This window comes from Limnothrix sp. CMB-01 (assembly GCF_055193175.1).
On record NZ_CM143720.1, the window covers coordinates 2,240,665 to 2,261,561 of the forward strand.

At 51.7% G+C, this 20,897-nt stretch carries 17 protein-coding genes and 1 tRNA gene; 4 read left to right on the plus strand and 14 right to left on the minus strand.

All coding sequences use genetic code 11. The features are described from left to right. Positions 1-36: 36 nt before the first annotated feature. On the plus strand, positions 37-888 hold the full coding sequence (gene cysE / locus ACZA91_RS09500; RefSeq protein ID WP_463186311.1) for a serine O-acetyltransferase: 852 nt from the start codon (positions 37-39) through the stop codon (positions 886-888). Between the two features lie 110 nt (positions 889-998). Here the strand turns inward: cysE and ACZA91_RS09505 are convergent, their stop codons facing one another. Both ACZA91_RS09505 and ACZA91_RS09510 read right to left on the minus strand, forming a co-directional pair. Further along, positions 999-5,591 carry a PAS domain S-box protein gene (locus ACZA91_RS09505; RefSeq protein ID WP_463186313.1) on the minus strand — a complete coding sequence of 1,531 codons (4,593 nt, stop codon included), beginning with the start codon at positions 5,589-5,591 and terminating at the stop codon, positions 999-1,001. A gap of 719 nt (positions 5,592-6,310) precedes the next feature. Beyond that, positions 6,311-7,570, minus strand: coding sequence for a glycosyltransferase family 4 protein (locus tag ACZA91_RS09510; protein ID WP_463186418.1), 1,260 nt, complete (start codon positions 7,568-7,570; stop codon positions 6,311-6,313). 34 nt (positions 7,571-7,604) lie between these two features. Here ACZA91_RS09510 and galE point away from each other — a divergent pair, with 34 nt between their 5' ends. After that, the gene (gene galE, locus ACZA91_RS09515) at positions 7,605-8,615 is read left to right on the plus strand and encodes a UDP-glucose 4-epimerase GalE (RefSeq protein ID WP_099531619.1); all 1,011 of its coding nucleotides are present in this window, start codon (positions 7,605-7,607) and stop codon (positions 8,613-8,615) included. Positions 8,616-8,751: 136 nt separating this feature from the next. On the opposite strand, the gene ACZA91_RS09520 is transcribed toward galE, so the two are convergent. From ACZA91_RS09520 to ACZA91_RS09575, 12 genes are all read right to left on the minus strand, one after another. Further along, positions 8,752-9,204, minus strand: a complete 453-nt coding sequence (locus tag ACZA91_RS09520; protein WP_190534287.1) for a DUF29 domain-containing protein — start codon at positions 9,202-9,204, stop codon at positions 8,752-8,754. Between the two features lie 196 nt (positions 9,205-9,400). After that, a complete protein-coding gene (gene egtD / locus ACZA91_RS09525) occupies positions 9,401-10,426 on the minus strand; it encodes an L-histidine N(alpha)-methyltransferase (RefSeq protein WP_463186314.1) in 1,026 nt (341 codons plus the stop codon). 32 nt (positions 10,427-10,458) lie between these two features. Next, positions 10,459-11,967 (minus strand): 5-histidylcysteine sulfoxide synthase, encoded by a 1,509-nt coding sequence (gene ovoA, locus ACZA91_RS09530; RefSeq protein WP_463186317.1) that lies wholly within the window; start codon positions 11,965-11,967, stop codon positions 10,459-10,461. A 463-nt stretch (positions 11,968-12,430) separates the two neighbouring features. After that, entirely contained in the window at positions 12,431-13,093 is a 663-nt protein-coding gene (locus ACZA91_RS09535; protein WP_099531672.1) for a Na(+)/H(+) antiporter subunit B, read from the minus strand. Continuing rightward, complete coding sequence (locus tag ACZA91_RS09540) at positions 13,093-13,824, minus strand: hydrogenase subunit MbhD domain-containing protein (RefSeq protein WP_463186319.1); 732 nt, start codon at positions 13,822-13,824, stop codon at positions 13,093-13,095. The genes ACZA91_RS09535 and ACZA91_RS09540 overlap by 1 nt, the downstream gene beginning before the upstream one ends. Then, entirely contained in the window at positions 13,821-14,117 is a 297-nt protein-coding gene (locus ACZA91_RS09545) for a monovalent cation/H(+) antiporter subunit G (RefSeq protein ID WP_463186320.1), read from the minus strand. Before ACZA91_RS09545 ends, ACZA91_RS09540 begins: the two co-directional genes overlap by 4 nt. 2 nt (positions 14,118-14,119) lie before the next feature. After that, the gene (locus ACZA91_RS09550; RefSeq protein ID WP_099531615.1) at positions 14,120-14,374 is read right to left on the minus strand and encodes a hypothetical protein; all 255 of its coding nucleotides are present in this window, start codon (positions 14,372-14,374) and stop codon (positions 14,120-14,122) included. A 57-nt stretch (positions 14,375-14,431) separates the two neighbouring features. Then, the gene (locus tag ACZA91_RS09555; protein WP_190355600.1) at positions 14,432-14,818 is read right to left on the minus strand and encodes a Na+/H+ antiporter subunit E; all 387 of its coding nucleotides are present in this window, start codon (positions 14,816-14,818) and stop codon (positions 14,432-14,434) included. Further along, a complete protein-coding gene (locus ACZA91_RS09560; RefSeq protein WP_463186419.1) occupies positions 14,812-16,422 on the minus strand; it encodes a cation:proton antiporter in 1,611 nt (536 codons plus the stop codon). The genes ACZA91_RS09555 and ACZA91_RS09560 overlap by 7 nt, the downstream gene beginning before the upstream one ends. A 422-nt stretch (positions 16,423-16,844) precedes the next feature. Further along, complete coding sequence (locus tag ACZA91_RS09565; RefSeq protein ID WP_190526815.1) at positions 16,845-17,183, minus strand: NADH-quinone oxidoreductase subunit K; 339 nt, start codon at positions 17,181-17,183, stop codon at positions 16,845-16,847. A 549-nt stretch (positions 17,184-17,732) separates the two neighbouring features. Continuing rightward, the gene (locus ACZA91_RS09570; RefSeq protein WP_463186420.1) at positions 17,733-19,052 is read right to left on the minus strand and encodes an ABC transporter substrate-binding protein; all 1,320 of its coding nucleotides are present in this window, start codon (positions 19,050-19,052) and stop codon (positions 17,733-17,735) included. 669 nt (positions 19,053-19,721) lie between these two features. After that, positions 19,722-19,811 (minus strand) — tRNA-Ser (locus ACZA91_RS09575). Positions 19,812-19,913: 102 nt separating this feature from the next. On the opposite strand from ACZA91_RS09575, the gene ACZA91_RS09580 reads away from it, so the two are divergent. Both ACZA91_RS09580 and labA read left to right on the plus strand, forming a co-directional pair. Next, entirely contained in the window at positions 19,914-20,084 is a 171-nt protein-coding gene (locus ACZA91_RS09580) for a hypothetical protein (protein ID WP_463186325.1), read from the plus strand. A 162-nt stretch (positions 20,085-20,246) separates the two neighbouring features. Then, positions 20,247-20,765 (plus strand): low amplitude/bright protein LabA, encoded by a 519-nt coding sequence (gene labA, locus ACZA91_RS09585; protein WP_099531612.1) that lies wholly within the window; start codon positions 20,247-20,249, stop codon positions 20,763-20,765. Positions 20,766-20,897: the final 132 nt, after the last annotated feature.

Genomic DNA, 20,897 nt, shown 5'->3' on the forward strand with positions numbered 1-20,897 from the left:
TGCAACACAACCTTGAAGCTTTCAGGCCGCCCAACCGTGCTAAACGCTCTCATTGCTGACTTTCGCATCATCTTCGATCGTGACCCCGCCGCCCGCAATTGGCTAGAGGTGCTTTTTTGCTATCCGGGGTTGCAAGCGTTGATCCTCCATCGGCTGGCCCATGGGCTGCAACAGCGCCAATTACCCTTTGTGCCTCGGCTGATTTCCCACATTGGACGACTGTTGACCGGGATTGAAATTCACCCGGGCGCAACGATCGGGCAAGGCGTGTTTATCGATCACGGCATGGGCGTTGTGATTGGTGAAACGGCGATTGTGGGCGACTATTGCTTGATTTACCAGGGCGTGACCCTGGGGGGCACGGGCAAGGAAAGCGGCAAGCGCCACCCCACCTTGGGTGACAACGTGGTGGTGGGAGCTGGGGCTAAGGTGCTCGGCAATCTGAATATTGGCGAAAATGTGCGCATTGGGGCTGGTTCCGTGGTTTTGCGGGATGTGCCTGCCGATTGCACGGTGGTGGGTGTGCCTGGTCGTGTGGTCTATCGATCGGGTGTGCGGGTAGATCCACTGGAGCATGGCAAGCTGCCGGACTCGGAAGCCCAGGCGATTCGGGCCCTGCTCGATCGCATCGAAACCCTGGAGCGGCGGATTGAGGAAATGGAAGCGGAACGGGCCCAAGTGCCGGTGGCCGTGGGTGCGCCGGAGCGCCCTTGCGAAGACTTGACCCTTTGCGATTGGGAACGGATTGCCAAGGTGGCCGCGGAGGTGACGGCGGCCCAACGCCAACTGAGCCAGCTCAATCTTGTGAGTGGTGATGACCCGGCGGGAAAGCGTTGCCGGTTGAGCGATCGAGCCTTGGAAGAGTTCTTTGATGGGGCTGGAATTTAGGGCGAATGATCGGTCTGAGCACTTGGGCTGGTCACTGGGTTGATGTCGATCTCGTCGGGGTCGGATGCCGTCCGGCTGGCGGTCTTGCGCCTTGCTGATTTGCGCCTTGCCTAGGGGATCTGGTGGGGCGGCGGGGGCAGCAGGGGAAGTTCGATCGTGAAGCAACTGCCCACTCCCACTTCGCTGACCACATCCACACAGCCCTGGTGCAGTTCCACAATTTGCTTCACCAGCGCCAAACCCAATCCCGTGCCGTCATATTGGCGATTCAAGGCCCCGTCCACTTGGATGAAGGGCTGAAAGAGCTTGGGTAAATTTTCGGCGGCAATGCCAATTCCGGTATCGGCTACTGCAATGCGCACGAAGGTTGTGGGTTGGTTGGCGGGCGCGGTGGGGGCTGGGGGCTGCTGCACCAGGCCCTGGAGATGCATTTTGGACAGAGAGCGCGATCGCACAAATTCCGAGGCGGCGGTTAACGATTCGCTGGTCACGGCGATCGAAAGGGTAATTTTGCCCCCTTCCGGCGTGAACTTCACCGCATTGCTCAGCAAATTAATCAACACCTGGCGCAGTCGTCGTTCATCGACCCACAGATTGGGCAAGTTTTCCGGGCTGTTGAGGTTCAGTTCAATCCGTTTTTTTGTGGCCTGCTGTTGAATAAAAACCAGGCTCGATCGACACATGGGCACCAAGTCCGTGATTGACCAATCCAACTCCATTTGGCCAGACTCAATCTTGGCCATATCCAAAATGTCGTTAATGAGTTCCAGCAGGTGTGTGCCGCTTTGGTCGATCGTCCTGAGCGCATAGTCTTGCTGGGGCGTAATTGGCCCAAAAATTTCCTCTTGCAGGCTTTCGGTCATCCCCAAAATGGCATTCAGCGGCGTGCGCAATTCGTGGCTCATATTGGCCATGAACTCATCTTTCAAGCGCGTTGCTCGCAACAGTTGTTGATTCGTTCGCTGCAACTGTAATTCCGCCGCTTGGCGATCGGTAATGTCTTGATAGATGCCCAAAACCCCAATCACCGTTCCTGACGAATCCCGGAGCGGAACCTTGTTGGTTTCAATCTGGATCAGGGAGCCATCCAGTTGTTTTTGGGACTCAATGAGATGTAGCTTGGCCATGCCAGACTCAATCACTTCCCGATCGTCCGCTCGGTATAGCTCGGCTTCGCTGACTCCCCAGGGCAAGTCGTAATCTGTCTTGCCCACGATCGCCTCCGGTGAAGGCAGCCCCGCCGCCGCCGCAAAGTTTTGGTTGCACCCCAGGTAAACCGAATTGCGATCTTTCCAAAACACAAAGAGCGGAAATGTATTCAAAACCGTTTGCAAGAATTGCTGCGATTCCTGAAGTGCTTTGCGGGTTTGTTTGCCCTCAGTCACATTCCGAAACATGCTGCGAATGGCGATCGGTTTTCCCTCTTGAAAATCGCAGTTGGCATTTCCTTCCAACAAAATTTCCTGGCCATCTTTGCTGAGAAAGCGAGTTTCAATATCTAAAGAAGCTTCCCCGGCGCAAAGGCGATCTAAATATTGGCGGTAGTCCTCTAAGTCCGCAGGATGGACAACTTGAAAGATCGACAAATCATTTAAATCTTCATCGCCATAGCCCAAGGTTTCTTTCCAAACCCGGTTGACCAATAAAATTTGCCCTTGGGGATCAATTCGTTGAATTAAATCCGTTGCATTGTCAAACAAATCCCTCAGTTGCGCTTCTTGAGCTTGCAGTTCCAAGGTGCGCTGCAACACCCTCGCTTCCAAGTCTTGGTTCAGTTGCTCCAAGGCATCGTTGGCCTGTTTGCGCTGAAGTTCGGCCCCTGCCCGGGAGGCCAACACCCGCAAAAGGGCCATGGCTTGTTGGTGTTTTTCTTCAGAAAAGGGTTGTTGATCTAGGATGCAAAGACTGCCGATCGCCTGTCCTTGATCATCCTGTAAAGCAACGCCCAACAGCCCATTCACTGCTCCAGGAAAGAGGGAACGGGAAATGGAAAAACAGGACTGTCCGTCGGTTTCACAATAGAGTTCGCCATGTTCCAAAATGTAGGAACAGGGTGTGTTTTCCAAGTCCAAATTGGAATTGTCGCCCAGTTGACCATCAACCCAAACACCAAGGGTTTGTAATCGATCGTCCCGTAATTCCGTGGCTACCACATAATCCACATTCAGGGCTTCCGCAATATGCCGCACCAAGTTGGGGAAAAACTGTGCTCCGGTCACCGTGGCCGTGCCTTCAATCACTTGATGCAAAGCTTTTTCGGCCTGCTCTCGGGCCATTTCTGCCAAATGTTGATCGGTAACATCCTGCACCGTGCCTTGGGAATAAAGGGGCGTGCCATCCTCGCCATAGGTTGTTTCGCATTGCTCATGGACATATTTAATTCGTCCATCTGCCAACAGCAAGCGATGGGTGACGGAATAGGGTTCATGATTGACTAAGTGGCGCTTATAGGCTCGATCGACCATTTCCCGATCGTCAGGATGAATGGCGGCCATCAAGGCTTCATAGGATGCACCAAATTGCTGTGCATCCACTTCAAAAATCTCAAAAACTTGATCAGACCAATAGAGTGCGTTGCTATTTAAGTTGAATTGCCAATTGCCGAGCTTGGCAATCCGCTGGGACTCTTGCAGGCGATCGCTCAGTTGGCGCAGGTTCTGTTCCGCAGCCTTGCGATCGCTGATATCCGTGACGAATCCCTCTAAAAACAGAAATTTTCCTTCATCGGAATAAACACCGCTACCCCGCTCCCAAACCCACTTTTCTTGAGCAAACTTGGTGAGAATGCGATATTCGCACTCATAGGGTTCTTGTTTTTGAATGGCGGCCTGGACAATTTCCCAAACGCGATCGGCATCTTCGGGGTGAATTTCTTGACCGCAACTGGTGGTGCGATCGACTAAATATTCACGAGTTTCATAGCCCGTGATGGCCGTTACCCCATCGCTAACAAAAAGCGCGGAGTATTCAGGATTATTAGCCACTCGATAAACATAGCCGGGCAAATTGGCCACCAGGGTCGAAAGACTTTTTTCCTGTTCCGCCAGGGCCAGTTCCACCTGTTTGCGAGCCGTAATATCAACCCCTACCCCCAAGACTCCATATTCACCCTTGGCGGGCAGAAAAATCGGTGACTTGTGCCATTGCAGCCATTGAATGTCTGGATTTGTTCCAAATGGATCATCAACTTGGCCGTTGCCGGAATCTGCCCCAGAGGAACCACCAGCCCCCGATAAATTGATTTCCAAGGCAGTTCCTAGGGTGTTGGTTCCTAAGTCAGATTCTGGGGAAGCATCGAGGAGGGCATCATCCTGCTCCCCTGAGGTGATCGAGTCTGGCTGAACATCTGACTGAGCAATTTTGCGGCGAATCACCATTTCCTCAGGCAAGAAGAGTTCCTGGCGATTTTCAATGACGAAGCGATTTTCGCTCAAAAACCGAGCATTGGCTTCCGAGGGCCCTAGTAGTTCTTCGTCAGTTTTGTTCAGCAGTTCATCAACGGTGGTTCCGTAATAATCCGCCATGGCTTGATTGGCGAGCACATACCGACCCTCCCAATCTTTGACGAAAATTAAATTGGGATTGTTGTCAATAACAGATCGTAAAAAGACCTGTTGACGATTAATAAAATCGCGACTGAGGCGCAGCGAAATTTTTGATTTAATACGTTCTTGGTTTTCGCGATGTAACTCCCCGATCGCCTCCTGAAGCTGATTGGTTCGAGATTGAATAATGCTATTTAAGCTGCTTTGAACATTGTGAATTGAAGACTGTACTTCCTTCAGAAAATGCACATTTTTCAGCACGCCCACCCGAATGGCTTGGCAACCATCATCAATAAAGGTTTCCGAGAGCAACATGCTGAGGGCTGGCCGATCGGGCTGCTGGATGGCTAATTCCACATCCCGGCGGTGATAGGGTTGCTGTAGATCGGAGGCGATCGGGGCCTGTTGTTGCACCCAACGGGTCAAAGCGGGCTGGCCCAGGGTAGTGATGGGTTGCCCTTGCAGGTTTTGCTGCTCGATCGCGCAAATTGCTTTTAGCGCGTCATTGGTAAACAGTAATTGCCCACCGGCATCGGCCACATACACACCATCGGGTAAACTTTGAACCGTATGATTCAGCCACTGTAATTGGCGCTGTTGCTGATAGGTTTGCCAGCTTTTTTGTAAGGTAATTGGCAATAGCTTGAGATAGGCTCCAGCGGCATCTTTCACCACATAATCGGCCGCGCCCTGTTGCACCAGTGCCAGGGCCACATCTGCGGCATCCGCTGGAACCATCACCAGCCAGAGAACCGCCTGGGCTTCCATGAGCTGCAAGAGTTCCCGAAAGCTGGGTGCGGCTTGGTCGAGGAGGTCGGGTTGATCCTGCGCGATCGGGGTTACGGGGCGATCGCTGGGCTGGGGGCTGCGATCGGCCAAGTCTTCAGGCTTTTTGGCGGGACAGCTTTCAGTCCCTGCCGACGGTTCCAAGACCGCCTCGATCGGGGGAATCGCACAGCCATTGAGCAACACCATCTCGACCGGTTGCCGACGCAAATGGGCGATCGCCGCCTGCATGGAAGCCACCACATGCCCTTCACCCAGCCAGGGCCAGTGCTGAAAACAGCGAGCAAATTTTAACTGATCCGTTTCATCAGGTTCCAAGACCAATAATTGGCCCAAAAAGGGTGATGCATTAGCCGCAGCAACGTTGGTCATTGGATGTAAAGAACGCGGGGATCCATTCCCTTAAACACTGAATCACCATCGGCCGAGCGTTGACCCAGAACCCGGAACGCCAATTTGCAAGATACCTAAAAGGGTTTGAACATCAGGTTTGGATAATGACTGAGAACCATGGCTTGACCATCACAAAATGATCAAAATTTGCTCCATGAGCGTTTGGCTGATCCCTCAGCATTGACTGATCTGGCTAGCGGGGCGGTCTGTTGATCGAGGATGCTGAATTTTTCAGTCAACAGAATTTTCTCACGTCTTGAACAAATTAGATCTATGTTTTAGATCTGACTTGAGTTTGGTTGAAATCCGTTTAGGTTCAACCCAAATTCCTGTTCAAATCTTGATCTCAGCCCTAGCCTTAATGCTTGAAGCCTTTTAGAAACCTTCCTTTGTGAACCGCAATTGTTCCGGGAATCCTGCTCTGTTTTTAAAAATTAACCGTGATGATTGAGCAATCGTTGAAAATTCTTGAGCTGGTGGGGTTGATAATTCTATTTAAGCATTCCCTGCGATTCTCCTAAAGTATTCCAAGGGGCAAAAGCGATCAAATTCAATCAAGAAGGATTTGGGTATAAACTATCACCAGAGTATGAATTAAATCATTGACTACTGATCATTATTAATACCTAATTCCATCATTGATTGCTGACAATGTTGCTGGCCGTTGAAGCCGGCCGCCGAAGTTGACCCTATCGCCCTTATAGGGAAAAAGAGGTGAAAGTTGGCTGTTGTGGGGAGCTTTGTAAAACAGCTTCGTAATGTTGGGCGGCTTGGTCCCAGCTAAAGTCGCGCTCCACGTAGGCGCGGGCCGCTTGGGAGAGTTGGGCCCGCAACTCCGTAGATTCCCACAACCGACCGATGGCGGCAATGTATTCAGCGGGTTGGTTGGCCCGTAAGGCTAAGGGCGGTTGGTCGATCGTCAAGCCCTCGAGTCCCCGATCGCTCCCCACCACGGGTACGCCGGCCGCCATGGCCTCGAGGGTTTTGTTTTTGATGCCCAGCCCGGTGCGCAGGGGCACGACGCAAACGGAGGCCCGATGTAGCTCGGCGGCCATGGAATCCACAGGGCCAGTGACCACTACGCCAGGTCGATCGCCCAGGGCCAACACCTCAGCGCTGGGCCGAGCCCCCACAATCCGAAAGGTGGCGGCGGGATAGGTCGATCGCAGCGGTGGCAGAACGGCATTCACAAAAAACTTCACCGCATCGATGTTGTGGGTGGCATCCATTGCGCCCACAAACACCAATTCATAACCCCCGGGATCCCGATCGCGCAGCGGAAACAGGGCCAAGTCCACCCCGTTGGGAATGACGAAACCGGGCACTTGGGGCGCAAATTGGGCCATGTAGTCCCGATCGTCGGGGGTGGTGGTGACGATCGCGCTGAATTTGTTGGCGTAGCGGCGCTCGTAGCGGGCGAGCAAGGGCAAATACAGCCAATCGCGTGTGGGGTGGGGAGATGCACCCAAATCCAGATGCCCCTTGGCCCAACCGTAAACGGAGCTGTGAACATCCACAATCGATCGCAGCTTAGGATAGCGCCGCTGCCAATCGGGCCGCACATAGATTTCATTCACACTGTGCTCGCAGGTGACCACATCAAAGCGATCGGCCGCAATTTGTTGATCAATCCAAGCCTGCATCGGCCGCGAAAAGCGATGCAACACATTGGGCGGCGTGCCCCTCAGCCAAGATTGCCCAAACCGCTTCACCTTGCGGGCCAAGTGGCGCGGACTGCGGCTGGCGGCCGGATCCGGTGGCAGCGGAAACACCATCACCTCCTGAACAGTTGCCCGAAGCGCGGCCAGATGGTCATCGGTGACACTAGGATGGCGCTGGGTGGCAATGGTGACCGCATGGCGCTGGGCCAAACGGGCCAGCAGGTTGTAAGTCCGAATTTCCGTGCCGCCTTTGCTGGGCGGATAAGGAAAGGTAGAAGAAATGGCTAAAATTCTCATGGCGATCGCCCCGTAATTCCCGTCGCTGCCCCCCATGACCGACGCTTGCTCAAAACCCACCATTCTCGTGACCGGCGGCGCTGGCTACATCGGCTCCCATACCGTTCTAGCGCTTCAACAGGCCGGCTATCCGGTGGTTGTGCTGGATAATTTGGGCTACGGCCACCGCGAGATTGTGGAATCGGTGCTGAAGGCTGAGTTGATTGTGGGTGATATTGGCGATCGGGCCTTGCTCGATCGACTCTTTGCCCAGCGCCAGATTGGAGCCGTGCTACACTTCGCCGCCTACATTGCCGTGGGCGAGTCCGTTGCCAATCCCGCCAAATACTATCGCAACAACGTGGTGGGAACCCTGACCCTGTTGGAAGCCATGGTGGCGGCCCAAGTGCCCCATTTCGTGTTTTCCTCCACGGCGGCCACCTATGGCGTACCCCAAACCCCCAAAATTGCCGAAGATCATCCCCAACAGCCGATTAATCCCTATGGGGAGTCTAAATTAACCGTCGAGCGGATGCTGCGGGATTTTGACCTGGCCTATGGATTGCGATCGGTCATCTTCCGTTACTTCAACGCTGCCGGAGCCGACCCCTCCGGCAACCTGGGCGAAGATCACCAGCCGGAAACCCATCTGATTCCACTGATTTTGCTGGCGGCCCTGGGCCAGCGGGACAACATCGCCATTTTCGGCACGGACTACCCCACCCCCGACGGCACTTGCATTCGGGATTATGTCCATGTGAACGACTTGGCCCACGCCCATGTGTTGGGGTTGGAATATTTGCTGAACGGCGGCGAATCCACGGCATTTAATTTGGGTAATGGCAACGGATTTTCCGTGAAGGAAACGATCGCTGCTGCTCGCCAGGTGACCCAACGCCCGATCGTTGTGGTGGAGCGCGATCGCCGGGCTGGTGATCCGCCCGTGTTGGTCAGCAGCAGCGATCGGGCCCAGGCGGTTTTGGGCTGGCAACCGGAGTACCCAGATTTAGAGGCGATCGTGTCCCATGCTTGGCACTGGCATCAACGCCGCCACGGCACTGAATAATGCCAGCCAGCTTCTATCCAGCAGTTTTTAGTCAGTTACCCAATGAAAGCCGCCCAATTTTTCTCCGTTGAAATCAGATGAAATCAGAGGATAAAAATAGGTCAATGCGGATGAGGCTTGATTTTTTGAAAGAGGCTTATTGGGGTAGAAAATTTTCGTTTAATACCTCAAAAAGTTGGTAGGGACAAGCTTCTGGAAACTGTTCGATCGGTAATTCTGTTTCATCACTGGCTTGCCGACGTGCTCTGGGATAGGCCCAATCTAGGGCCTCAGTTAGGAAATTTTTGAGGCTAGGGGAATCGTCTAATAGGGACTGAATTCGGGTTCGGTGTTCCGTGATGCTTCCTGCCCAGCTTCCCGATCGCATCTCAGGCTGAAATTGCCACTTTAAAAGATGCACAAGAATCACCACCAAATTATGTTTAATGGCACGTTTATCGCTGCGGGCCATTGACTCTAATTCATCTAATAAATTATCCCAATCCACATTGCCGTAGTCACGGCGGCGCAGTTGTTCGATTGTTGCGTCTAACCAAAGGGCGTAATCGCACTCATACAACGTTGCCAAATTGTCCCGGGCCACTGTCATCGCTGTACCTCACGGAAACAAGCAAACTGAGAGGGCAAAAACGTTCACCCTCTCAATTTAGCAGTTCGCCTAAGAAAATGCCTTGACTTCCTTGGGGATCCAATCAAGTCTCGATGGATGATTGATAGTTTTGACTGTCAACTAGACTATCAATCACATGAGCTTGATTGACGTTTGAAGAAAGGAGAACAAGAATCTACGAGCTGGTAGCTTGACACAACAGCAGTCCAAACCATTGCTGTGGATCGCTCCAGGTTTTGACGGTGGTGAGGCCGCGCTCTGCGAGCTGTTGGGGCAAGCGATCGAGCCGGAATTTGCGGGAAAGTTCCGTCAAAATCGACTCCCCGGCTTGGAAGTTGGCGACAAAATTCAGGCGATCGAACTGCACTTGGCAATCGCGGTGACAATGGAGATACATCTCGATTTGCGAGTCTGCGGTGTTATAAACCGCTTCGTGACTGAAAGCATCGAGATCGAAATTGCCCCCAAAACGCCGGTTCAAATGAGCCAGCATGTTCAAGTTGAAGGCGGCCGTCACTCCCTGAGAATCGTTATAGGCTGCCTTGAGGATTTCCAGGTCTTTTTCGAGGTCAACTCCTAACAGGAAATAGTCACCGGGCTTGAGCGATTGGGCCACGCGATCGACAAAGCTGTTGAAGTCTGTGGGGGAGAAATTTCCCATCGAACTGCCCAGGAAAAACAGCAGGCGCGATCGCTCATTGCTGTGGGCTAAATAGTCCAAGGCTTGGTCATAGGTTCCTAACAACCCTTGGATCCAAAATTCAGGATATTGCGATTGCAGTTGCACCACGCTGCTGTGTAAAATGCCGCCACTAATATCCACCGGGAGATAGTGGCAAGTGTCGGGGCGATCGGCCCAGAGCGATCGATAGGCATCCAACAGTAAGCGAGTTTTGGTGGAACTGCCGCTGCCCAATTCAATCAGCTCGTGGCTGTCGGTGATTGCAGCAATTTCGGTGGCATAGGTTTGCAAAATCCAAGCTTCTGTACGGGTTGGATAATATTCCGGAAGCTGGCAAATGTCCTCAAAGAGTTGCGATCCCCGATCGTCATAAAAATACTTGGGAGACAACTGCTTAGGGGTTTTGCTCAAGCCTTGGATCACCTCTGCCCCTTCTGGGGTGGCGGGTGCGTGGCTGTGATTCAAAACAATGATCGCCCCCGATCGAATATCCGCATCAACCATTTCAGCGGCGTTCATCGGGCGCGATTGAACAGACGAAGACCGGCTTTCTAGTTGCATAAATCACTTGTTCCTTGGGCAATCCGAAAGCCCACATGTTGATAAAAATGAGGTCGAAACCAATTGCGATAGGATGGTAGGGCCATGGAGCCATTGGTGGCCCAAGAACCACCCAGCATCATCCGGTGATCTTCATCAAAAAAAGGCGCTGACTGATCCTCATAAAGGGGATGAGGTTCAAAGCCGGGTAATGGATTAAAAGCATCAGCAATCCATTCCCAAACATTGCCGCGCAAATCCGCAAGTCCTTGGGCGATCGCCCCGTTTGAATTGACCGCTCGGGGTGAGATCCATTGCCAGTGCAAATTGGGAGGCAACTCAGCAATGGGGCCTGAATTTTTCCCGAAAGCTTGCCCAAAGTCTTGCCCGAAATCTTGATCTAGATCTTGGATGAAAGGGCGATTGAAGTGGGGATCTGTTTGCTGATTCCAAGGCTGGAAATCATGACCTTGCGCAGGGTTTTGTGCCTCTGTTGTTGACCATTGCAATGCACGATTCCATTCCGCCTCGCTGAGCAATCGCACGCCTTCACCCTTCCAGCGACAGAAGGCGATCGCCTCGTGATAATTCACTTCTGCGGGCCAGGCGAGGGGCAAATCACATTCAAAAAAGGTCGATTGATACCGGTAGTGATCGCCTTGCGGAATCCAAAATTTGGGGTGGGAAACCTGATGCATTTCGCGCCATTGCCAACCCTCGGCCGACCAGTAGGCTGCATTTTGGTAGCCACCGGCTGCCACAAATTCTTGATACTCTTGGTTGGTGATGAGGAATTGGCTCGCCCAAAAGCTGGGCACTTCCACTGGGCGGCGACCATATTCACTATCCCAACCATAGGTTTGATCGGTTGGGGATTTCCCGAGGGTGACTGTGCCGCCGGGAATCAGGCGCATGAAATTTTGCGGCGCGGGCAAATCCGTTGGGGCGATCGACCAATCGGCCGGACATCGCAGGCGATCGAGGGGTAATTGGCGCAACAACATCGAAGAGGTTTCAATGTGAATCCGCTGATGCTCGATCGCCATCAACAGGGCCCAAAGGGGATGTTGGGGGTGAATGGGCAATTCAAAATCAACAGTTTGAATCACTTGCTCGATCGTGGCCTTGACCCGATCGCGATAGTCCCAAACAGCCGCCACTTCTGGCCATTGAATCTCGCCAATGACGGCATCCAATTCCGCAGCAGTGTTAGGATCAACCCCGATTTCAAACAACTGCTCATAGTCTGGGTTCAGCCGTTGTGACCACAGACCAACTCGCACTAATTTATTGACATAAAAAACCGCTGAATGTCCTAAGTAGAAAATCAGCGGGTTGCGTAGGGGATCTGGTCGTAAATAAAAGGTTGCTGGCTCTGCCAAACTGCTTAGCAGCTTATCTTCTAAAGCCCAGGCATCCTGAAAATAATGCAGCAGTTCCTGCGAGCAACAACGGTCTAACCGTGGCACAGTTGGGGCTGAATTCATCCGAATGTCAGCCGGATTGGTTGCAACAGTCATATGGCTAGATCACCATGACGATTTCAAATGATCTGATCTCCAATGGTTTTAGCATTGGGCAATGACCCGAGCCATCCCTTGAAAATCAAGACTGAATTTTCCCCATTGCGGTCAAAACCGATCCAGAAGGATCGGTTGAGGTCGCTTGCTTTGCAGCGGGTCTTGCCCAATTAGGATTTCAATGAGGCAAGGGCAAAGATTTGGGGAATTGTGTTTCCATCCTCAGTCTGATTTTGGATCCTGAAGGGGAACTTCAGCAATTCTTCAGCGTTATGGGATCTATTTCTTCACAAAGTGTGATTGAACATTTCTTCACAGAGTGTGATTGAAATTCCCTTGAAGAATCGCTGTCAACAATTCGTTTTACAGGTCATGTCTGAGCATCCCTTCCCAAGGTCGATCGGGGCGGCCAGCAGCATCACAGAAAACGATCAGTCGGATCACTCAACTGTAAAAGCCAAACCTAAAATAGTCCACGGTAGCGTATAAAAACTAACAGCGCCGCCCAAGATCCCAAGGCCACTTTCACCGCCACCAAGAAGTTTAAAACCGGTAATAAACCGCCGCTGGCAAGGGTTCCTAACTCACCGTGGGGCAATTCATATCCAACTAAGGTGACGACAGCCAAGGCGATGAAAACGAGCACGGAAATTTTTTCCCAGGTGGCGGCTCGCCAGCGTTGATAAAGATTTTGCATCCAGTCTGGCGAAGCGGTAATGGTCACTAGGCCGATCGCAGTGCCCCCCGCCACGCCCGCTGCAAAACCACCGCCGGGGCTGAGGTGACCGCGAATTCCTAGCTCGATCGCGACCAGGGCGGCGATCGTGGCTCCTAACCGCGCCAGTACGATCGAGGGTTGATCCACCAAGCGTTGAATTGAGCAGGATGGATTTTCATTGGCCAATAGAAATTGCGATCCCATGATTGCAATTGTAAAAACCACCACCTCAAAAATGGTGTCGTATAACCGATTGCGAAAAATGATCCCCGAAACAGCATTCGGAACCCCGCTATCGGTCACCACTGCCTGCACAATTTCAGCTCCAATCACATCTGGCGCATAGTTGGGAAACAACACCATTTTGCAATAGAGCGCTAAGCCTGCCAGTACATAAATCCACTTAATCATGAGGGTTTGCGCTCCTGGGTAAGGGTGACGTTGGCTGACGAATCAGTTGATAAATTGGCTAATAAATTGGCTGACTGATGTGCTGACTGATAAGTAATGGTGGCCAAGTCTGACAGAGGCTTTTCCCGCATAATTTCGTAGAGCCGTTGAACGCGGGTGATGAGTTGTGGCTTTCCGGAATGGGGCTGAGGTGCTGTTGAGTCTTCAGGGGCACTTAAAAGACTGAATGTGGGCGCATAGATGGCATGAACTTCCCGATCGCCCAAGGCTCGCTGGAGTGCCGTCAGGCTAGGATAGGGAACCAATTCAATGCGAAGGTAAAAGGGCTTGAATGTATTTGCTAAACATTCCACCACCGTGGGATCTAATTCCCCATTGGCAGACTCTTGGGTTAAGTCAGGTGCGTGGGTTTCCGGGTCTAAATGCAGTAGATGAGGCGGGGTAACGATGGTTGGATCTTCTAGATATCCTAACTGCAAAACCAAGGACGATCGCACAGCAATTGCATATAGGGTAATTGCCAGTAATGTGCCCATCAGTGCTTCCGTTAAAGACACATCAGCAGCACCCAAAACCGCATAAACAGCCGCCGCCAAAGCGCCCAAAATGCCACGAATCACCAGTGCATGGTAAGGATTCGATTGAAAAATTACCATCGCTGCCGAGAGCGGCAACAACGCAGTGATCACATAAATTGGCAGGTCATTAACCCAGTTCAACTCATTCATGGTTGATCTCCGCTGGTGGAGCAGTAGGCCAAAACATAGCCCAACATGGTGTTCCAAACGGCCAAACAAATCATGGCCAAAATGAGCAATGGCCACTCATTGGGAATCTTTAATAACAATCCAAACACGATCGCCAAAGATCCCAAGGTGTCCGACACCGATAAGCCGTGTAATTTAAAAAGCACCGATCGACGGGTGAGTAATTGGGTTGTGCCCCAAAACCAAAACACCATCCCGCCCACTAAACAAAGATTGCTGATGCCATCAACCAAAGACAGTTCTGTCCAGGTCATGTTTAGGCTTCTCCCATTCGTTTCAAAACGTTAGCCAGCAGCATTAATCCAGCATTGCCCACGCTCAACACAATCACGGCTACGACCCCGATCGACCAATCATCTCGCTGCACTGAAACCAGCAAAATGGCGATTGAAACCTTGCTGGAAACACTCGACAGGGCCAACATCTTTTGCCAAACGTCTTCTTCTGTGCAGGCTTTATAAATTGGAATTAACAAAGCCAAAATGGCGGCAATCAAAATGGCATTGGTCATGGTGAATTGAGCAACCTGAGTCAGGAAGTTGAGCAGTCACGGCGAAGCAATCAAACTCTAGGGATCAATTTTGTGAACGGCATAGCCGGTTTCTTTGTCGTATCGGCAAACGATGGTTTTGGGGGTGAAGGTAATGAGAAAGATGTCCAAAAAAATTAGTTGGGTCGATCGCCGCTGAGGAACCTGTTCCCAAACAATGCTTTCCCGACGATGGGGACGGAACATAATTTCAATGGATTCGATATAGGCCATGGGAATGGCGGTCACGATCTTCCAGAAAACGGTGAGCCAATCTTTGAGGCGATCGGGCGCAAAGGATTGACGCGGCAAAAGCACAGCAACCACAATCCCGATCGCGAGGTTGACCCCACTGCCATCGGCTGTTAGCAACAACCAAATCAGAAGGCGAAATAAAATAATTGCGAGCCGGCCGATCTTTACCATGACAATGCCATCCAAAACAGCACAACAGACGTTAAACTCATGGCCCCCACCAGGTGATCAAATTCTTCGGCCACCTGAGGTAATTTCACAGTGCTTTGACGAATCACAACCCAATAGATCAGCCAGCCTGCGGCAATGGTTAAACCGGCCTTGCTGGCACTATCCACCGTGTAAGCCGCTCCATAAAAACCATTGGCCAGCACCAGGCTTCCGAGTAGCAAACTCACAGCAATCCAAAGCCCAAATTTGGGAGTGGTGGCGGCTGCTTTGGGTTCCAAATAGGCAGCACTCGTACCAGAAAAATCTAGGTTTTGGGTAGCCAAACTTGATGGAGCTAATGCTGCGCTAGCCATGACGGCCACTTCGGGTTGTGGCAGAGCATGGGCTGTGATTTGACCCGCCCCTTGGTCACTGTTGATCGCCTTGCCAAAGGATGGGAATCCATCGGGTTTGAGGAAGATGAATTTCGCAAAGGAAATGGCTGTCCCGATCGCGGCTGCATTCATCAGCATGGTTTGCCAAGGTTGCAGTTCTTTCAGGGTTAAGGCCTTGGCCGCAAAGCCAGCCAAAAGGGGCAACCCAGAAATCGATAAACTAGCCAGCAGCAACCCAACCCAAAGGGTGCGATCGATCGTTTGACTTTTTAAAACCTTGAAGTTGCGGCTGGGTAAAGAACCCGCCAATAAAAACAAGCAGGACTTCACCAAACCATGGGTAAGGGCGTAAAATCCACCGACCAAGGGCGCGGCCAAAACAAACCCCAACTGCGAAATGGTGTGAAAAGCCAACATTCGTTTGGTGTCTTTTTCAAACATGGCGTAGCTAACCCCTAAAAGGGCTGTTGCGACCCCAAAGATCCGGACAATTAAATCCAAATCATCAGACACCAAGGCACAGCGTAACAAAGGCAAAATGCTGGCTTTAATGGCAATTCCCGAAAGCAGGGCTGAAACGGAGGTTTCTGATTCTGAGTGGGTGAGCGGTAGCCACAAACCGGAGATAAAAACCCCACCTTTCACCAGTAGTCCTAAAAAGATAAGGGCGATCGCCTCCGGTGGAGCCTTGGCAAGACCTGCTAGGGCAAAGGAATGTTGATGTTGATAAACAGAAACTGCCCCCACCAGGTAAAACAGCATGGCAGCATTGCTAATGAAGAGATAGCGCAGGGCGACCCAAATGGAGCGATCGCTGCGGGGATAGGCAATGAGCAAAAAAGCCGCAATGCCGCTAACCTCTAGAGCAATATAAATACTGACTAAATCAGCACAAATAAATGCCGCATTGAGGCTGCCATGGAGCATTAATAATTGGCTGTAGAAAAAAGCTTTTTTGGGGCTTTGCCAGGAATAGCACAAGACTGCGAGGGTGACGATTGCATTGGTCAAAATGAAAAAAGCCGCCAAGGAATCGGCAACCAAAGTCACCCCAAACCGATCCAAGAGGGTTAGCGGTAAGGGAGCATTGGCGGTTAACAGTAGCCCGGCATAAACCGCTGAGGTGACGGCGACCAGCAGGGACAAGACTCGATCGAGCTTGGGCAGCAGGGCAATTACAAACCCCACCATCAGGGAAAAAACAACCCAGCCAACGGTTAAAGGTTCCAAGATAGAAGATGCAAGCATGGTGGCTTCTGGGGGTGGTGAATGAGCCATCAAGGGGCTATTAGCGACTCAATCTAGGGGAGGATTAGCTCAGTGCGCGATCGCGCCATCTGAACCATCGTTGAGCCATTGAAGATGCTGAGAATTGACGGAGTTTGGGCGAGCAACGCCGCTCAACTCAGCAAGCATTTGTGGGGTGATGAATGGCCAACGGGACAGTTGACCAAGGGGTGAATTCAGACTTAACCCAAAGTTAATTGGAACTTAAACCTGAACCCATAGGCGACCCAATTAAGAGCCATGAAACCAGGATCAATTCAGATGAGTTACTTGAAACTAATTTCAACGCAATTAACTGAAAATTAGTTGCTAGTTGATCTGGATAAATCCCTGATTGAGGATCGATTTAAAAACCAGTAAGCGGCCTATCGCTGATTGTTTTTTTCAATTTCAGCTGTTTCCAAGGTTGGGTTATCCCGCGCTAGCTTCATCACGCCCACCAGCATCAGTGCTTGGATGGAAAAGCCAATCACGATCGCCGTCAAAATCACCGCTTGGGGCACTGGATCTGCATAGGTCACATCACGGGGAGGTGATTGCAAAATGGGTGTAAATAGACCTGATCGCGCCGCTATAAGCACATAGTAGGCAATGACACCTGTGCTCATGACATCCATTGAGACAATTTTCATGACTAGATTTTTCTTTAAAACCATCCCGAAAAATCCTAATAAAATAGTGGCAAAAATAAATCCTTCTAACATGGCTCATTACTCTATGGTGAAGGTCATTTGAATCAGCAATTCTGAAAGCAAACCAATGCAATGAAAGATGACTTAGGACAGATTGAACAGATTGATTAGAGCAAGTTGCACAGATTGCTGAGACAAAACAATCCGATCATATTCTGACGGAATGCCTGGGCAAAGAAGTTGGAAATGTCCAGGGCGATGAAAAACGGCTTGGGCCTACTTAGCCCATTCAAATTAAATAGGGTGTTGCTGTAACCAGATGATCTGATTACTCTTTTTTAGTACTGACTTAACGACTATACTATGGAGCGCTTGAGGATTGATCGCCTTGGTCAATTAGAGACTGACATAAAAACTTAATTGTTTGATTGAATTTTCCTATTTGAATCTGGATCAATGGGTGCTGTTTGGAAAGGGGCAGGGACAGGAAGCACGCCACCGCAATCAATAGGGCGATCGAGTGGCCCATTGCAGCCTGCTCGATCGCCCCAGTGGCACTCAGTGCCCAGTGATATGAAGTTTGTTGAAGCTTGATTGGGTTTGACGAGATTCGATCGCCCCCTATTGCAGCTTCACCTTGCCCTTAATCGAAATCTTGCCGTCACTCTCCACATTCCAAACGTCGTAGTTCCCCACCACGTCGCCGTTCTCGTCAATGTCCACGTTGCCGCTTGTGCCCTGGTAGTTAATCTTCTTGCCCGCTTTCAGCAACTCCAGCCCCTTGCAGACATCGGTAACCGCTTCCCCGTCGCCGCTAGACACTTCCCGAATCTTGCTTTGGATCCCTGTGCCCGTGTTTTCGCCGGCCGCCTGGGCTGCCAGGGCCATCAACATCACCGCATCCCAGGTTTGGGGCACAAAAGCGGCGGGGGCCTTGTTTAGCTTCCGTTGCACCAACTCCGTCAGGGCCGTGAGGCTTTCACCGTCGGCTCCGGGCACTGTCCCGATCGCCCCGGCCACAATCGGTTTCCCATCGGATCCCATTCCCACCTGTTTCGCCAGGTCGTCCGTTTTCATGCCGTCCGTCAGCATGATTTGCACCCCCTTGCTCAGGCCCTGCTCATAGGCCGCCTTCAACAACAGGGCCCCGCTTTCCACATAAAGAATTGCCGCCACCGCGTCGGGTTTTTGGCTGAAGGCCGCGTTCACTTCCGATTCAAAGGTGGCCGCCTTGGGGTCATAGCGGGTGGGCTTGGCTTCGTTCACCACCGTGCCGCCTAGTTTTTTGAACGCAGCGATGAATTTTTGCTCAAAGCCCACGCCGTAATCGTTATTAATCACGATCGTGGCAACTCGCTTGTGGCCCCGCTCAAAGGCCAGCTTGGCCAGCGCCTCGGCCTGGTAGGTGTCCGGCGGGGCCGTTCGGGCCCAAAATCCTTGAAATTCGCCTTTTTTCGCCCGTTCCGTGAATACGGGGCTGGTGCTGCCGGGCGAAATCATCATCACCTTGTTGCGCACGGCCACATCCACCGCCGCGCCGGAAACACTGCTGGCAAAGGAGCCAACCACCCCGGCCACCTTGTCCACTTCCACCAGCTTGGTCATCCCTTCCACGCCCACGGTCGGATCCGTTTGGTCATCGGCCAGCACCAGGCTCACGGGTTTGCCGTTCACACCCCCGCAGGCGTTAATGGTTTCGACGGCCAGGGGCAAAACCTCTGACATGGGTTGCCCGATCGACTGTAAATCGCCTGTGGTGGGCAACAGGGCCCCCAACTTCAGCCCATCGGCCGGCGCAGCGGCTTCCGGGCTGCCTCCGGCGGGGGATGTGTTGGGCTGTCCGGCACAGGCTCCGAGCAAACTGGTCAAGGCCGCCACGGCCATCAGGGCGGGCCAGGTGCGACGCGGCTGTCTGGCTCGCGAGGTCAATTGTGGTTTCATGGGGTCGTGATGCTCGGGCATCGCAGTCATGGTCATTCACTCCTCAAGAATTGGAAAACCCAATGCGGCCTAGTCTTAGCCCGTTCTGGCTCGATCGAGCAAATCGATCGCCCAGGAGTCTCGGCCCTGAGTTTGCTCCTGGGTTGATCAAATTAATTGATCAGATTAGTTGATCGAATGAGTTGATCAAATCAGGGGCCGGTTTGAAGCCCAGGCGGATTTAATCTCTCAATCTAATATTCCGGCTCGATCTCTGAAACTGATCCCTAGAATTCATCTCTAGAACTCATCTCTGCAATCCATGAGTGTTCCATGCGCTCATGCATCTCAATGATTGCCCCTGAGGGATGTCTGAAAAGTATCTTTGGAGACTGGCAAAGCACCCATAATCGTGGATGCCAGGCATTGCAGCCCTCTAGCTCCGTCGATCGACCACGGATTAATTTTGGCTGTTTAGATTTGGCTGTTCAGATTTGGCCGATCGAAGATCCGCTCAGGCTGATGGATTTTTAGGAATATTTTTAAAAATATTTTTAAAATATCTGCGAGTGATGACTATCCTGATCGCGCTTGAACAGTCATTGGCAGCTATTTGCCATTCTATTGATAATGGCTCGGCCTTGATGGTTCGGCCTTGAACCCAGACCCTAGCTCAAAGCCTGTTCAGAACGGAGAGAGAGGGATTCGAACCCTCGGAGAGTCTAAACGACCCTCAACAGATTAGCAATCTGCCGCTTTCGACCACTCAGCCATCTCTCCAGAAGGCGCTGTGTTGACAACGCGAGCTACATAGTAGCAGAGTTTTTTTGATTCTGTGAAGGGTTTTGGGAACAGTTTCAATTTTTTTGTTTTCAGGGAGCCATGACCAGCCGCGATCGTGGTGAGTCAGTTTCGGGGCGCGGTGTTCTCAGCGGTGGCCCCAAAGGATTGCTTGTGGGGGCGATCGGGCGATTCGGCCCCTCGGCGGTTTGTGTAAAAGTTAAGGAATATGTAAAAGTTAAGGAATATTATGAAGTGCTAGGCTCAAATTAGGCAGCTCACGGCGCGATCGCTCCCGCTGTATCGGGGTCTCAAGCATCAGCCAACCCTAACCCTCAGCCAGCCCCTTCGTTAGACCAAGCTGCCATACGCTAGCGTCTAAATCCCTAAACACTTCTCAAAACATCTGAATCAACCAGCTAGGCTTCCTTCTCTATGACAATTAATACCGCCCGTCTATCCATTTTTGTGGATGGCAACAATATGTTTTATGCCCAGCAAAAGAATGGCTGGTTTTTCGATCCTCGGCGGGTTCTTGAATATTTCACCGAACCAGCTAATGTGCAATTGATTAATGCCTTTTGGTATACGGGGCTGAAGGATCCTCAGGATCAACGGGGATTTCGGGATGCATTGATTAATCTGGGCTATACGGTTCGCACCAAATTGCTGAAGGAATATTACGACGACAAGTCTGAGCGCTATTCCCAAAAGGCGAACCTGGACATTGAAATCGTGATTGATATGTTCAACACCGTGGATCAATATGATGCAGTGGTGTTGTTTAGTGGGGATGGGGACTTTGAGCGGGCGATCGAGCTGTTGCGCTCCAAAAACACCCATATCACCGTGGTTTCCACCGAAGGAATGATCGCCCGGGAACTGCGCAATGCAACCGATCGCTACATTGACCTGAACGACATCCGCCGCAAAATCGAAAAGTCGGATTATTAACCGATGACTATTCATCGGAACTTCAGCGATCACTAACTGTGGGCGCACGGCGGTGCGCCCCTACCCGGTTGAATTGTCCAGAGCTTTGAGGGGTGGACTCGGTACGCCCATCCCATTGACTGATTACAATCT